A 14,172-nucleotide genomic window follows, 5' to 3' on the forward strand; every position below is an offset into this window, starting at 1 on the left:
AACAGGCAAAGCCTGAACATCAGCCGAGGCGGATGTTCAGGCTTTGTGCGTTTCCGACGTTGGCTGCGCGTACCAGTTGCTGGCGTGCGTTGGCGTTGACGTTACCCAGCCAGCTGACCACGGTATGGCTGCGGCCAAGGCGCAGGGCTTCGCAGGCCAGTTGCAGCGGGCTCTGGTTGCCGCGAGGGTGCAGCAACAGAATGCGTTCGCGGTTAAGGCCAGCATCTCGTAACCAAGCTTGCGTCAGGCTTGAGGGTGGGGCGATCAGGGTCAGCCAGCGGGCATCGTCCTCTTCGCTCAGTTCGCGTAGCACGGGCGCCAGCAGGCTTTGGCAGTGCCCAGGTGCTCCGCGCAGCGACAGTTCGCTAAACAGCTCGGGTTGGCTGTGCTTGCGCGCCGGCTCTTGTGCCTTCAAGCCCGGCAATACCGGCTGGGCGAGGAAGGCCTCGAACAGCGGAAGCTGAACTTGCTGGGGTGCATGGGTGGACTGCTGCATGACGCCTCCTGGATCAGCGGCGAATGACGCCGACGCTCAAGCCCTCGATAACCAGTTCCTGATCTTTCAGGTCGACTTCGATGGGGGCGAATTCGGGGTTCTCGGCAATAAGCCAGACTTTGCTGCCTTCACGCTTGAAGCGTTTGACCGTTACCTCGTCACCGATGCGGGCGACGACGATCTGGCCGTTTCGGGCTTCGCGGCAGGTGTGCACGGCGAGCAGGTCGCCGTCAAAGATGCCGACGTCCTTCATGCTCATGCCGTGTACGCGCAACAGATAGTCGGCGCGCGGATGGAAGAAGGTGGGGTTGATGTTGCAGGATTGCTCGATGTGCTGTTCGGCGAGGATTGGTGCGCCGGCCGCGACCCGCCCAATGATTGGCAGGCCATTCTCTTCGGCCTTGGCCTCGAAGCCGGGGACGCGGATGCCGCGAGAGGCACCTGGGGTCATTTCGATCGCGCCTTTGCGGGCGAGGGCCTTGAGATGTTCCTCGGCGGCGTTGGGCGACTTGAAGCCCAGCTCTTGAGCGATCTCCGCGCGCGTTGGCGGGAAGCCGTTGTCTTCGAGGCAGCGTTTGATGAAGGCCAGGATTTCGGCTTGGCGTGGCGTCAGTTTCAACATGGCGAGCGCTCTGTCTTTTTATACAGTGACTGGGATTATATACAGTGTCGGGCGCGCTGCAAACTGCAAGGCGCAAGAAAAAGCGGATTTGCGCCACGGCCAACTGCAACTTGGCGCTTGCAGCTTGGCGCCCAGCGCTTTCTAATGTGCGACCGCACGGTCAGCGAGCCTTGACATAAACAGGGCTGAAACGTATGTTTCAAACACCTGTTTGTCTGGCGGAGTAGTCATGGCCCAATCGGAAACCGTTGAACGCATTCTCGATGCAGCTGAGCAGCTGTTCGCGGAAAGGGGGTTCGCCGAAACCTCGCTGCGGCTGATCACCAGCAAGGCCGGCGTCAACCTGGCTGCGGTCAACTACCACTTCGGTTCCAAGAAAGCCCTGATTCAGGCGGTGTTCTCGCGCTTCCTGGGCCCGTTCTGCGCCAGCCTCGAGCGTGAACTGGAACGTCGCCAGGCACGCCCCGAACAGAAGCCCTCGCTCGAAGAGTTGCTTGAAATGCTGGTAGAGCAGGCGCTGGTCGTGCAGCCGCGCAGCAACAACGACCTGTCGATTTTCATGCGCCTTTTAGGCCTGGCCTTCAGCCAGAGCCAGGGCCACTTGCGTCGTTACCTGGAAGACATGTACGGCAAAGTGTTCCGCCGCTACATGCTGCTGGTCAATGAAGCCGCTCCACGCATTCCGCCGCTGGAATTGTTCTGGCGCGTGCACTTCATGTTGGGTGCCGCAGCGTTCAGCATGTCCGGTATCAAGGCATTGCGCGCCATCGCCGAGACCGATTTCGGCATCAACACCTCGATCGAGCAGGTCATGCGCTTGATGGTGCCGTTCCTGGCGGCCGGCATGCGTGCCGACAGCGGCGTCACCGACGAGGCGATGGCCAGCGCGCAACTGCGCCCGCGCAGCAAGAGCACTACCGCCAAGGCCTGAACACTGGGCGGGGCAGGGCGCTTCGGCTAAGCTAGCGCCCATGCCTGACCTCGACTTCCTGCACATTTCCCTGGCTGACCAGCGCCTCTACGGCTTCACCCGTGGGCAGTTGCGGCTTCGCCTCGACGTTTCCACGGCGCGCAACGGCGCAGGAGAGCGCAATGGCTCAGGCTGCACGCCGCGTGGCCTGCATCAGGTGCGTGCGAAGATAGGTGCCAACCTGCCTGTCAATGCGGTGTTGAGCGGGCGACGCTGGACCGGCGAGGTCTGGACGCCGCTGCTGCACGGGCAGTTTCCGGGGCGCGACTGGATCCTGACCCGCATTCTGTGGCTCAGTGGTTGCGAGCCTGGCGTCAACCGCCTGGGCGCCGTCGACACGTTCCGTCGTTACATCTACCTGCACGGCACGCCGGATATCGAACCATTGCGCGTGCCGTTGTCACATGGCTGCATACGCCTGCACAACACAGATTTGCTTGGCCTGTTCGACCGAGTGCCGGCCCATTGCCCGGTACGTATCGAAGAGGCTGCCTGCCCCCAGTGGGCTTCTCTCAGTCTTCAATGAAGGATTCCCTATGACCGTCAGCCTGCAAGGCTCTCTGATGGTGGATATCGCCGGTAAATGGCTGACCGCCGAGGACCGACACCTCCTGCGTCAACCCGAAGTGGCCGGCTTGATCATCTTTGCCCGCAACATCGACAGCCCTCGTCAGGTGCGTGAATTGTGTGCGTCCATCCGTGCCATTCGTCCTGATCTGATCCTGGCGGTCGATCAGGAGGGTGGCCGCGTTCAGCGGCTGCGTCAGGGTTTCGTTCGCCTGCCGGCCATGCGCGCGATTGCCGACAATGTCAATGCCGAGTACCTGGCCGAGCAGTGCGGCTGGCTGATGGCCACCGAAGTGCTGGCGGTCGGCCTGGACCTGAGCTTCGCTCCGGTACTCGACCTGGATCACCAGCGCAGTGCGGTAGTGGGCAGTCGCGCCTTCGAGGGTGATCCGCAACGTGCCACGCAACTGGCCGGCGCGTTCATCCGCGGCATGAATGCAGCAGGCATGGCTGCATGCGGCAAGCACTTCCCGGGGCACGGCTGGGCCGAGGCTGACTCCCACGTGGCCATCCCCACCGACGAGCGCAGCCTCGAGCAGCTGCGCGCGGCGGACCTGGTGCCCTTCACACGCCTGAGCGGCCAGCTTGCCGCAGTGATGCCGGCCCATGTGATCTACCCGCAGGTCGACAACCAGCCAGCCGGGTTCTCGCGGCGCTGGTTGCAGGACATCCTGCGCGGCGAGCTGGGCTTCGAAGGGGTGATCTTCAGTGATGACCTGTCCATGGCCGGTGCCCATGTGGTGGGGGATGCCGCGAACCGCATCGAGGCAGCGTTGAGCGCAGGTTGCGACATGGGCCTGGTGTGCAACGACCGTGCGGCGGCGGAGCTTGCATTGAGCGCGGCGCAGCGCCTGAAGGTGAAGCCGTCGCCACGGATTGCGCGGATGCGCGGGCAAGGTTTTGCGCGGACCGATTACCGCCAGCAGCCTCGCTGGCTGGAGGCCCTTGGGGCGTTGAAAGAGGCGCAGTTGATCGATTGAGGCCGCTGGCCTTATCGCCGGCAAGCCGGCTCCCACATGGACCGCGCAGATCTTGAAATCACTGCCGTACCTGTGGGAGCTGGCTTGTCGTGGCGACGAACCGCAGCGATGAGGCCGGCACAGGCAGCGCAAGACAGTCGCTCCCACAATGACCGCGACGACATTCAGATCATTGTGGGAGCCGGCTTGCCGGCGATAAGGCCGGTACAGGCAACGTCTATCGTCCGCGCTTGCCCGGCAACGGCGCGAACAACGCCTCGATCTCGTCATCCCCCAATCGCCACTGGCCGGCCTGGCCGCCGTCGAGCAAGCCTGCCGCCAGTGCCGCTTTCTCCTGCTGCAATTGCTGGATCTTCTCCTCAACGGTGCCCCGGGTAATCAGCTTGAACACGAACACCGGTTTATCCTGGCCGATGCGGTAGGCGCGGTCGGTGGCCTGGTTCTCGCTGGCGGGGTTCCACCACGGGTCGTAGTGAATGACCGTGTCCGCCGCAGTCAGGTTGAGCCCGGTGCCGCCGGCCTTGAGGCTGATCAGGAACACTTCGCTTTCACCCTCCTGGAACTGTTTTACCGGAGCGCGGCGATCGCGGGTGTCGCCCGTGAGCAGGCTGTAGCGGATGTCGCGTTTGGCAAGTTCCTGCTCGATCAGTGCCAGCATCGAGGTGAACTGCGAGAACAGCAGTACGCGGCGGCCTTCACTCAGCAGCTCTTCGAGCATCTCCATGAGGGCGCCGAGTTTGCCTTTGTCGGCCTGATTGGTCTTGGTTTCCACACCTTTGACCAGGCGCAGGTCACAGCACACCTGGCGCAGCTTGAGCAGGGCATCGAGGATCACGATCTGGCTGCGAGCCGCGCCGCTGCGAGCGATTTCTTCACGCACCTTCTTGTCCATCGCCACCCGCACGGCTTCATAGGTGTCCCGTTGAGCGTCGCTGAGTTCGACCCAGTGGACCATCTCGGTTTTGGCGGGCAGCTCTGTGGCCACCTGCTCCTTGGTCCGGCGCAGCAGGAACGGGCGAATGCGGTTGACCAGATGCGCCATTCGCTCGCTGTCGCCTTGACGCTCGATCGGCGTGCGGTAGTCCTGGTTGAAGCGCTTGAGGTCACCCAGCCAGCCGGGCATCAGGAAGTGGAACAGCGACCACAGTTCGCCCAGGTTGTTTTCCATGGGCGTTCCAGTCAGGCACAGGCGCTGGCTGGCCTGCAGCTCGCACACGGCCTGGGCAGCCTTGCTGGTGCTGCTCTTGATGTTCTGTGCCTCATCGAGCACCAGAACGGCCCAGGGTTGCGCTCGCAAGTGTTCCAGGTCGCGTGGCGCCAGGGCGTAGGTGGTCAGCACCAGATCGTATTCGTGCAGCGAGGCAAAATGCTTGTTGCGGCCCGGGCCTTGAAGGGCCAGCACCCGCAGGCTCGGGGCAAAACGCTGGGCTTCGTCGAGCCAGTTGGGCACCAGGCTGGTCGGCATGACCGCCAGGGCAGGCGAGCCAAGGCGCCCGGACTGTTTTTCAAGCAGTAGGTGGGCCAGGGTCTGCAGGGTTTTGCCCAGGCCCATGTCGTCGCCGAGGATGCCGCCGGTGCCTATCTCGCGCAGGGCCTGCATCCAGTTCAGGCCCTGTTGCTGATAAGGGCGCAAGGTGGCGTCGAGCCCTGCGGGTGCCTCCACCTGCAGGTCACGGGCATCGCGCAGGCGTCGACCGAGGTCGCGTACCTGTTCGCCACCTTCCCACTGCAGGGGCAGATGGGCGATGTCATTCAGGCGCGCGGCGTCGGCACGGTCCAGGCGCAGTGCTGGGCCGGCGGAGTCTTCGTGCAGGTACAGCTCACCCAGAGTGCCCATCACGGCTTTGATTCGGCCATAGGGCAGGGCGACGCGCAGCGCGGGGCTGTCAAGGCGGCCCCGGTTGAGGTCGATCAGCAGGTGCTCGTCGTCGCTGCGCCGGGCCAGTTCGGCGGGGCGCAGCAGTTCAGGGTTGCTGCGCAGCAGTTGCAGCACGATGGGCAGCAGGCTGTGGCGTTGGCCATCGACCACGATACCCAGTTCCAGGTCGAACCATTCGTGGCCCGGGGCTTCGTCGATGGTGGCGTACCAGTCGTCCACCTCTTGCAGGTTGAAGGCGAAATCGCGGTGGATGTCGATTTCCCAGCCCGCTTCGCGCAGGCGCTGCAGGCCGTTGCGGGCGAAACGCAGCCAGGCTTCGTCGTCGGCCAGTTGGAGCATTTCCCCTGCGCTGTCTGGCAGGGCTTTACTCTGCCGGGTGGCGGCCTTGAAGCCGAGGTCGCGCAGGGTTTTGCGCAGGGCCTGTTCAGCCTGGGGCTGGCGGCGAATGCGCTGGCTGGTGGCGTCCACCAGGCGGGTCAGTGGTTTGTCGTCACTGCCGCTGGTGCGCAGGCCGTCATAGTCGAACGACAGGGCGGCGCGGTGTTGCATCTGGCGCTGCATGCGGCCGGTCTTGGGCATGTAGGCGCTGAACTCGAGACTGCCGAGGGTCAGCCGTCCACGGGGTGGAATGTTGTCGATTTGTTCGCTGCGCACTGCGGTTGGCGTTGGCACCTGGCGGTTCAGGGCATTCAAACGGTGGCTCAAGGGGACGACCAGGTGTTCGGGAACGGTAGGGGCGCGGGCGAGTTGGCTGGCAATGAACGGGTCGAGTTCATGTTCAAGCGTGCCGGTACGATGCGTTAGTCGGTCCACGTAATGAAGTGGCTCGATGGGAATTGCCTGGAGTTGCAGTTGCTCATCGTGGTACCAGGCGCCCCGGTAACTGCCATTTTCCAATCGGACCCAGCGAAAGTCGGCGTGCAACGTGGGGCCTGCAAGCAGCGGCGACTGATCTTGCTCGTACAGCAGCCGTCCGGTCGCCAATGCGTAACCAAACAGCTCCGCGCCTTGTTTGCCCTCCAGCTCGACCACCGGCATCACGGCTTTGGTGCGGGCATCTATCAGGCGCAGCAAGCGGGCGTCGTCTTCGGTCACGTAGCGTGGCGTGTAGTAGATCAGCTCAGGTAGCGATGTGATACGGGCAAGCTTCAGCGTGCCGTCAGGCTGGCGCGTGCCTTTGAGCACTTCCAGTCGGCAGTGTTCGCGGTCCATGTGGACCCGATAGTAGATTGCCGGCCCTTTACGTGCAGGCTCGGGAGCGGTCGCCGGTTTGGCTGGCGTTTCAAGCGCCTGCACCCACAGGTTGAGATCGGGCGGTAGCGAGAGTGCGGCCTGTTCGCGAGTGACCGGCGCGTCCAGCTCGCTGGCACCGTTCTGAACCAGCAGCAGCGCTGCGACGCAGTGCTTGCAGTTGATGCTTACCGGGCAACTGCAGTTTCCCAGAATGCGCAGCTCTCCGGCATTCGCGAACAGCTTGATTGTCTGGCTGTAGGTCTGCCCCTTCGAGCCTCTGCAGGTCGACTCGATGGACATGCCATGCGCCGACAGGATGCGAGTTCGCTCCTGTGCCGCATAATCACGACCGCGGGCAAGCGAGCCGGCGTCGAATCGGTCGACCCAGTGTGGATAGGCCCTTAGCAGCTCTTCTGCATCACCCGCGCTCACATCACTGCTCCATCATCTCCGGGTCCATCACCGGCATCTTCGGTGTGCCCGGTGGCGTCACCTTCAACAGCACAGCCAGGTGCCCGCCATCGAGGAAGGTCAGCTGGCCGCCTTTCATGTTGCTGTTGCTCTGCTTGAACTGTTCGCTTTGCAGCACGTTGCCGTTGCCGTCCAGCTGGTTGACCCAGAAGTTGGCCTCGACGGTGATGAAGCGGCCCTCGGTGATGCTCAGGTTGCCTTCGATGGGGAAGTGGCCGAACTGCTCTTTGCCGGCGCCCAGAGCGATACGGCTGGGCTCGCTACCCACCTGCTGTTGCCAGGCCTTGTGCAGCAGCACGGTGTAGTTCGGCGTGGCTTCAAGCCGGGTCACTTCGTCGTCCAGGGCTTCCTTGCGCTCGTTGTCCTTCTCCAGACGCGGGGCGCCGGCGCTCCAGTCTTCCGGGGCGAACGGGCTGGTGAAGGCAGGCACGTTGTTCTGCCGCACGAGGATCATTTCCACCTGATACAGGCCTTCGGCGAAGGCAGCCGGCGCGAACAGCGTCAGCAGCAAGGTCAGGCAACGGATGGCACGCATGGGTATTCCTTAAGCAGACTGTGGGGTCAGGCGCTCGAACAGCGCCTCCAGGGTGTTGAAGCGTTCGTCGGGGCGTTCCATCGGCACCAGGAAGCGGAACTGGGTCGCACCTTCGAACTTGTAGCGTTTGGGCTGGCCCTGGATCAGCTTGATCAGGGTCAGCGGGTCGACCGGGGTCTCGGCCTCGAACTCGAGCTTGCCGCCGTTGGGGCCGGCATCGACCTTCTTGATGCCCAGCTTTTCGGCATGCAGCTTGAGCTGCGTCAGGCGCATGAGGTTCTTGGTCGGCTCCGGCAACAGGCCGAAGCGGTCGATCATCTCCACCTGCAAATCCTTCAGGCCTTCTTCGTCAGCGGCCGAGGAGATTCGCTTGTAAAGGATCAGGCGGGCATGCACGTCGGGCAGGTAGTCTTCGGGGATCAGCGCCGGCAAGCGCAGGTTGATCTCCGGTCCGCCGCCCAGTGGTTGCTCGAGGTTCGGCTGGGTGCCCTTGCGAATGGCTTTGACCGCCCGTTCGAGCATTTCCATGTAGAGGGTGAAGCCCACCGCCTGGATCTGCCCGCTCTGGCCCTCGCCCAGCAACTCGCCGGCACCGCGGATTTCCAGGTCGTTGGTGGCGAGGACGAAGCCAGCGCCCAGGTCCTGGGTGTTGGCGATGGCTTCCAGGCGCTTCTCGGCGTCGGCGCTGATCTGCTGGCGCGGCGGCGTGAGCAGGTAGGCGTAGGCCTGGTGGTGGCTGCGCCCGACACGGCCACGCAGTTGGTGAAGCTGGGCCAGGCCGAACTTGTCGGCGCGCTCGATGACAATGGTGTTGGCGCTAGGCACGTCGATGCCGGTCTCGATGATGGTCGAGGCGATGAGCACGTTGAAGCGCTTGTGGTAGAAGTCGCTCATCACCTGTTCGAGTTCGCGTTCGCGCATCTGTCCGTGGCCGATACCGATCCGTGCCTCCGGTACCAGCTCGGCCAGGTCGGCGGCGCATTTCTCGATGGTTTTCACATCGTTGTGCAGGTAGTAAACCTGGCCACCGCGCAGCAGCTCGCGCAGCAGTGCTTCCTTGACCGTGCTCTTGTTCTGCTCCATGACGAAGGTGCGCACCGACAGTCGGCGGGCTGGTGGGGTGGCGATGATCGACAGGTCGCGCATGCCGGACACCGCCATGTTCAGCGTGCGCGGAATCGGCGTTGCGGTCAGGGTAAGGATATCGACCTCGCTGCGCAGGGCCTTGAGCTGCTCTTTCTGACGCACGCCGAAACGGTGCTCTTCGTCGATGATGGCCAGGCCCAGGTCCTTGAAGCGCACATCGTCCTGCAGCAGCTTGTGGGTGCCGATCAGGATGTCGATCTTGCCCTCGGCCAGGTCAGCCGCCGCTGCGGACACTTCCTTGGCCGACTTGAAGCGGCTCATCACTTCCACGGTCACCGGCCAGTCGGCGAAGCGGTCGCGGAAACTGTTGTAGTGCTGCTGGGCGAGCAGGGTGGTCGGTACCAGTACCGCCACCTGGCGACCGCTGTGCACGGCGATGAAGGCAGCGCGCATGGCCACTTCGGTCTTGCCGAAGCCAACGTCGCCGCAGACCAGACGGTCCATGGGTTTGGCGGCCAGCATGTCGACGCGCACGGCTTCGATGGCAGCCTGTTGGTCGGGGGTTTCCTCGAACGGGAAGCCGGCGCTGAAGGTTGCGTAGTCGGCAGCCGGGTCAGCGAAGGCATAGCCTTTGCGGGCGGCGCGGCGGGCGTAGATGTCGAGCAGCTCGGCGGCCACGTCGCGCACCTGTTCGGCGGCTTTGCGCTTGGCTTTTTGCCAGGCCTCGGAGCCAAGCCGGTGCAGCGGCGCCAGGGCGTCATCGCTGCCGGTGTAGCGGGCGATCAGGTGCAGGTTGGCTACCGGCACGTAGAGTTTGGCGCCCTCGGCGTATTCCAGGGTGAGGAATTCGGCGGCCTGGCCGTCGATTTCCAGGGTCGCCAGGCCCAGGTAGCGGCCCACGCCATGGTCGATATGCACCACCGGCGCGCCTTCGCGCAGCTCGGTAAGGTTCTTGATGACAGCATCGTTGGCTGCTTCGCCGCGTTTCTCCCGGCGGCGGCGCTGCATGACCCGCTGGCCGAACAGCGGGCTCTCGGCGACCAGGGCAATGGCCGGGTCGTCCAGCAGCAGTCCGTCGTCCAGCGGGGCAATGGTGATGGCCAGGCGTTCGCTGCCGGTGACGAAATCGGCCCAGCTCTCAACCGTCTGCGGGCGCAATTTCAAGCGTTCGAGCAGTTCCAGCAGCACTTCGCGGCGGCCTGCCGATTCGGCGGTGAACAGCACGCGGCCAGGGAACTGGTCGAGGAAGTTGGCCAGTTCGGCCAGCGGCTGGTTGGCCTTGGCCTCGATGGCCAGGTTGGGCAGGGCGCGGGCGGGGAAGCGCTCACGGCCGGCGCCCGGCTCCACCTCTTCAGTGCTTGCCACCACACGCGGCCACTGCTTGAGCCGGGCGAAGCAGTCTTCGACCGGCAGGAACAGTTCTGCCGGCGGCAGCAGCGGGCGGGTCAGGTCGCCGCGGCGCTCTTCATAGCGGCCACGGACATCGTTCCAGAAATGCTCGGCGGCCTGCTCGACGCCGGGCAGGGAGAACACTTGCGTGTCGTCCGGCAGGTAGTCGAACAGGGTGGAGGTTTCTTCGAAGAACAGTGGCAGGTAGTACTCGATACCGGCGGGGATGATGCCGCTGGTGAGGTCCTGGAAGATTGCGCTGCGACGGAAGTCGACGTCGAAGCGCTCGCGGAAGCGAGCCTTGAAGCGGGTCACTTCTTCCTTCTGCATCGGGAACTCGCGGGCCGGCAGCAGGCGGATCGAATCTACCTTGTCGATGGAGCGCTGGTTTTCCGGGTCGAAGGTACGCAGGGTCTCGATTTCGTCATCGAACAGATCGATGCGGTAGGGCAGCTTGCTGCCCATCGGGAACAGGTCGATCAAGGCGCCGCGCACGGCGAACTCGCCGTGCTCGTAGACGGTATCGACACAGCGGTAGCCGCTGGCTTCCAGGCGCGTGCGCATCTGCTCCACGTCCACCTTCTGGCCCACATCCAGCACCAGGCTGCTGCCGAGCAGGAAGCGGGTTGGCGCCAAGCGGTGCAGGGCGGTGGTGATCGGTACCACCAGGATGCCGTGGTGCAGCTCCGGCAACTGATAGAGGCTGGCGATACGCTGGGAAATGATGTCCTGGTGTGGCGAGAACAGGTCGTACGGCAGGGTTTCCCAGTCGGGGAAGGGCAGTACCGGCAGGTCCGGAGCGAAGAAGCGCAGTTCTTGCTCCAGACGGTCGGCGGCCTGGCTGTCGGCCGTCAGCAGCAGGGTGAAGCGGCCAGCGTTGCTGGCGGCCTCGGCGATGGCAAGGCTGAGGGCGGCACCGGGCAGGTTGCCCCAGGTTTGTTTGCCGGCCGTGGCCGACATTTGCGGTAGGCGCAGAACTGACACGGGAGATTGCACTCCAAGCGTTGCGGCAAAGAGATCGATTGTACCGGTGCCGGTGCGCGCTGTCAGGCTCGAAAGGGCATGAACACTCGCTCTGGCGCTGGCGACAAGCGCTCATTGCCCGATACGCGTTGGGGCGTCATAATGTAGCCCCTTTTTTCTGTCCCTACATGTGGAAGGTTCCCGTGACTCAGAAGCCCGACCAGTGTCTTGGTGAGTGGATCGATCGTGAAGCTCTGGCTGAAGCGATGATCCCGCTTATCGGTCAGCTCTACCGCAATAACAACGTGGTGAGCTCGATCTATGGCCGCAGCCTGATCAACCGTTCGGTTATCTCGATCCTCAAAGCCCACCGCTTTGCGCGTCACCGTCAAGCCGACGAAACCGAACTGTCCGTCCACGAGACATTCCCCCTGCTCAAAGCCATGAGCGAGCTGAAACTGGGCGCCGCTTCGGTCGACCTGGGCAAGCTGGCCAACAAGTTCAAGCAGGAAGGCAACGGCCGCAGCGCCGAGCAGTTCGTGCGTGAAGAACTGGCCGACGTGGTTGGCCAGCAGAACGCTTCGGCGCGCAAAGGCACCGACGTCGTGCTGTACGGTTTCGGCCGCATCGGCCGCCTGCTGGCGCGCATCCTGATCGAAAAAACCGGTGGTGGCGACGGCCTGCGCCTGCGTGCCATCGTCGTGCGCAAAGGCGCCGAGAACGATCTGGTCAAGCGTGCCAGCCTGCTGCGTCGTGACTCGGTACACGGCCCGTTCGATGGCACCATCACCATCGATGAAGCCAACAACACCATCACCGCCAACGGCAACCTGATCCAGGTTATCTACGCCAAGAGCCCAAGCGAAGTCGACTATACCCAGTACGGCATCGAAAACGCCCTGATCGTTGACAACACCGGTGTATGGCGTGACGCCGACGGCCTGGGCCAGCACCTGGCCTGCCCGGGCGCTGCCCGCGTGATCCTCACCGCACCTGGCAAGGGCGCGCTGAAGAACATCGTGCACGGCATCAACCATGGCGACATCGCTGCCGATGACAAGATCATCTCCGCTGCGTCCTGCACCACCAACGCCATCGTGCCGGTGCTCAAGGCCATCAACGACCAGTACGGCATCGTCAACGGCCACGTCGAAACCGTTCACTCGTTCACCAACGACCAGAACCTGATCGACAACTTCCACAAGGGCAGCCGCCGTGGCCGCGCCGCGCCGCTGAACATGGTCATCACCGAGACCGGTGCCGCCACTGCCGCCGCCAAGGCGCTGCCAGTGCTCAAGGGCAAGCTGACCGGCAACGCCATTCGCGTGCCGACGCCGAACGTCTCGATGGCCATCCTGAACCTGAACCTGGAAAAGGCCACCAGCCGCGACGAAATCAACGAGTACCTGCGCCAGACCGCCATGCACTCGGAACTGCACAAGCAGATCGACTACGTCAGCTCGCAGGAAGTGGTTTCGACCGACTTCGTTGGCTCGCGCCACGCCGGTGTGGTCGACGCTGAAGCAACCATCGCCAACGATAACCGCGTTGTCCTGTACGTCTGGTACGACAACGAGTTCGGTTACAGCTGCCAGGTGGTTCGCGTGATGGAAGAGATGGCCGGTGTGAACCCGCCAGCGTTTCCACACTGATTCGCTTGTAAGGCAATGAAAAAACGGGAACCTTCGGGTTCCCGTTTTTTTTGGCCTGCATTAATTGTGTCTGCATCGGCCTATTCGCGGGTAAACCCGCTCCCACAGGTATCCCCTCTGTCCTTGGGGCAATGGAATATCCTGTGGGAGCGGCTTTAGCCGCGAAGAGGTCAGTTCAGGCGATCGAGATCCCACCTTGCGCACAGCCCTTTTGTTCACCTTGATGCTGCTAACCGCCTGCAACCAGGGCCCAACCCTGGAACGCCTGGGCGGCCCGACCATGGGCAGCAGCTACAGCATCCAGTACGTCCGCGAACCTGGCGGCCCGGCACCTGCCCAGGTACAGGCAGCCGTCGAATCCATTCTGCAGGACATCGACCAGCACTACTCGACCTACCGTGGTGATTCCACCGTCAGCCGCTTCAATCAGCTCCCGGCCAACCAGTGCCTGGCACTGCCACCTGACATGCTGGAACTGGTCGCTCTCGGGCAACACCTGGCCGAGCAGAGTGCCGGCGCCTTCGACCTCACCGTCGAGCCACTGCTCGACCTCTGGGGCTTTGGCCCCCAAGCCCGTGCAGAACAGGTCCCGGACCCGCAGGCTCTGGCCCAGGCCCGTCAGCGTGTGGGCTATCGCCACCTGCGCATCGACGGCCAGGCGCTGTGCAAGGACGCGCCGGTACAATTGGACTTCAACAGCATCGCCGCCGGCCATGCGGTCGACCTGATCGCCGAACGCCTGCGCGCCATGGGTGTCGCCAACTTCATCGCCGAAGCTACGGGTGAACTCAAGGCGGTAGGCCACAAGCCCGATGGCAGTGCTTGGCGCATCGCCCTCGAACTGCCCCGTGAAGATCGCCAGATTGCCCGCCAGGTCATTCCCGTGAATGGCCTTGCCGTATCAACCTCGGGTGACTATCGCCACTATTTCGAGCAGAATGGCCGCCGCTATTCGCACACCTTCGATGCCCGCCTCGGGCGCCCGGTCGAACATGACTTGGCTGCGGTCACTGTGCTCGATGCCTCGGCATTGCAAGCGGACGGTTATTCGACCCTGCTGCTGATCCTTGGGCCTGAGCGTGGCTGGGAATTCGCCGTGGCGCACGAGCTGGCCGCAGTATTGGTGACTCGGGCAGAGGGTGGCTTCGTCTCCCGAGCTACGCCTGCATTCGAGCGGGCGGTGAAAGGCGAGTGAAAGCACAAGGACGGATGATCGGCGCCACGGAGTTGGTGAACGACATGTAGTGCAGGCAAAAATGGCCTACGACGCGACCAAGGGTTAATGTGCGCGGCGTTCACGCTTGATTAGACTGCACCCGAATTTTCTCA

Annotated in this window: 10 protein-coding genes; 5 read left to right on the top strand and 5 right to left on the bottom strand. The window is 63.5% G+C overall.

Translation table 11 applies throughout. The features are described from left to right. Positions 1-19: 19 nt before the first annotated feature. Positions 20-496 (bottom strand): SOS-induced cell division inhibitor SulA, encoded by a 477-nt coding sequence (sulA, locus tag PspTeo4_RS02045; protein ID WP_322362063.1) that lies wholly within the window; start codon positions 494-496, stop codon positions 20-22. 13 nt (positions 497-509) lie between these two features. Continuing rightward, complete coding sequence (gene lexA, locus PspTeo4_RS02050; protein ID WP_322362064.1) at positions 510-1,118, bottom strand: transcriptional repressor LexA; 609 nt, start codon at positions 1,116-1,118, stop codon at positions 510-512. A gap of 229 nt (positions 1,119-1,347) precedes the next feature. On the opposite strand from lexA, the gene PspTeo4_RS02055 reads away from it, so the two are divergent. Genes PspTeo4_RS02055 through nagZ form a run of 3 tightly spaced genes read left to right on the top strand, consistent with a single transcriptional unit; the run spans position 1,348 to position 3,635 of the window. Beyond that, a complete protein-coding gene (locus tag PspTeo4_RS02055) occupies positions 1,348-2,049 on the top strand; it encodes a TetR/AcrR family transcriptional regulator (RefSeq protein WP_322362065.1) in 702 nt (233 codons plus the stop codon). 40 nt (positions 2,050-2,089) lie between these two features. After that, the gene (locus tag PspTeo4_RS02060) at positions 2,090-2,614 is read left to right on the top strand and encodes a L,D-transpeptidase (protein WP_322362066.1); all 525 of its coding nucleotides are present in this window, start codon (positions 2,090-2,092) and stop codon (positions 2,612-2,614) included. Positions 2,615-2,636: 22 nt separating this feature from the next. Beyond that, a complete protein-coding gene (gene nagZ / locus PspTeo4_RS02065; protein WP_322364782.1) occupies positions 2,637-3,635 on the top strand; it encodes a beta-N-acetylhexosaminidase in 999 nt (332 codons plus the stop codon). Positions 3,636-3,852: 217 nt separating this feature from the next. Here the strand turns inward: nagZ and PspTeo4_RS02070 are convergent, their stop codons facing one another. The 3 genes from PspTeo4_RS02070 to mfd are packed head-to-tail and all read right to left on the bottom strand — an operon-like array spanning position 3,853 to position 11,212. Further along, complete coding sequence (locus PspTeo4_RS02070) at positions 3,853-7,179, bottom strand: DEAD/DEAH box helicase (protein ID WP_322362067.1); 3,327 nt, start codon at positions 7,177-7,179, stop codon at positions 3,853-3,855. A 1-nt stretch (position 7,180) separates the two neighbouring features. Continuing rightward, a complete protein-coding gene (locus tag PspTeo4_RS02075) occupies positions 7,181-7,753 on the bottom strand; it encodes a peptidoglycan binding protein CsiV (protein ID WP_322362068.1) in 573 nt (190 codons plus the stop codon). Between the two features lie 9 nt (positions 7,754-7,762). Then, positions 7,763-11,212 carry a transcription-repair coupling factor gene (gene mfd / locus PspTeo4_RS02080; protein ID WP_322362069.1) on the bottom strand — a complete coding sequence of 1,150 codons (3,450 nt, stop codon included), beginning with the start codon at positions 11,210-11,212 and terminating at the stop codon, positions 7,763-7,765. A gap of 167 nt (positions 11,213-11,379) precedes the next feature. Between mfd and PspTeo4_RS02085 the strand changes: the two genes are divergently transcribed. Both PspTeo4_RS02085 and PspTeo4_RS02090 read left to right on the top strand, forming a co-directional pair. Next, a complete protein-coding gene (locus PspTeo4_RS02085) occupies positions 11,380-12,843 on the top strand; it encodes a glyceraldehyde-3-phosphate dehydrogenase (protein WP_322362070.1) in 1,464 nt (487 codons plus the stop codon). A gap of 196 nt (positions 12,844-13,039) precedes the next feature. Further along, a complete protein-coding gene (locus tag PspTeo4_RS02090) occupies positions 13,040-14,038 on the top strand; it encodes an FAD:protein FMN transferase (RefSeq protein ID WP_322362071.1) in 999 nt (332 codons plus the stop codon). Positions 14,039-14,172: the final 134 nt, after the last annotated feature.

The organism is Pseudomonas sp. Teo4 (genome assembly GCF_034387475.1).
Taxonomy (GTDB): domain Bacteria; phylum Pseudomonadota; class Gammaproteobacteria; order Pseudomonadales; family Pseudomonadaceae; genus Aquipseudomonas.